This window comes from Vibrio sp. ZF57 (assembly GCF_001691235.1).
Taxonomy (GTDB): Bacteria; Pseudomonadota; Gammaproteobacteria; order Enterobacterales; family Vibrionaceae; genus Vibrio; species Vibrio crassostreae_C.
Genome location: NZ_MAKD01000100.1, coordinates 1 through 1340 on the forward strand (window position 1 = coordinate 1; position 1340 = coordinate 1340).

The window sequence follows — 1340 nt, forward strand, 5'->3', positions numbered from 1 at the left end:
CTAACGCTGAGATACGATGTCGAGCTACTACGGTAGTGAAGTCATTGATGCCATGCTTCCAGGAAAAGCCTCTAAGCTTCAGATTGTAAGGAATCGTACCCCAAACCGACACAGGTGGTCGGGTAGAGAATACCAAGGCGCTTGAGAGAACTCGGGTGAAGGAACTAGGCAAAATGGTACCGTAACTTCGGGAGAAGGTACGCTCTTATCAGTGAAGTCCCTTGCGGATGGAGCAGACGAGAGTCGCAGATACCAGGTGGCTGCAACTGTTTATTAAAAACACAGCACTGTGCAAAATCGTAAGATGACGTATACGGTGTGACGCCTGCCCGGTGCCGGAAGGTTAATTGATGGGGTTAGACTTCGGTCGAAGCTCTTGATCGAAGCCCCGGTAAACGGCGGCCGTAACTATAACGGTCCTAAGGTAGCGAAATTCCTTGTCGGGTAAGTTCCGACCTGCACGAATGGCGTAATGATGGCCACGCTGTCTCCACCCGAGACTCAGTGAAATTGAAATCGCTGTGAAGATGCAGTGTACCCGCGGCTAGACGGAAAGACCCCGTGAACCTTTACTACAGCTTGGCACTGAACATTGAACCTACATGTGTAGGATAGGTGGGAGACTATGAAACCGCGTCGCTAGATGTGGTGGAGTCGTCCTTGAAATACCACCCTTGTAGTTTTGATGTTCTAACGTTGGTCCCTGAATCGGGATTACGGACAGTGCCTGGTGGGTAGTTTGACTGGGGCGGTCTCCTCCCAAAGAGTAACGGAGGAGCACGAAGGTGGGCTAAACACGGTTGGACATCGTGTGGTTAGTGCAATGGCATAAGCCCGCTTGACTGCGAGAATGACAATTCGAGCAGGTGCGAAAGCAGGTCATAGTGATCCGGTGGTTCTGAATGGAAGGGCCATCGCTCAACGGATAAAAGGTACTCCGGGGATAACAGGCTGATACCGCCCAAGAGTTCATATCGACGGCGGTGTTTGGCACCTCGATGTCGGCTCATCACATCCTGGGGCTGAAGTCGGTCCCAAGGGTATGGCTGTTCGCCATTTAAAGTGGTACGCGAGCTGGGTTTAGAACGTCGTGAGACAGTTCGGTCCCTATCTGCCGTGGGCGTTGGAAAATTGAAAGGGGCTGCTCCTAGTACGAGAGGACCGGAGTGGACGAACCTCTGGTGTTCGGGTTGTCATGCCAATGGCATTGCCCGGTAGCTAAGTTCGGAATCGATAACCGCTGAAAGCATCTAAGCGGGAAGCGAGCCTTGAGATGAGTTTTCCCTGGCACTATAAGTGTCCTAAAGGGTTGTCGTAGACTACGACGTTGATAGGCAGGG

1 rRNA gene is annotated in these 1340 nt (G+C 52.1%); it reads left to right on the forward strand.

The annotated features are described in order from the left end of the window. A 23S ribosomal RNA gene (locus tag A6D97_RS15720) occupies positions 1-1340 on the forward strand; the annotation flags it as partial.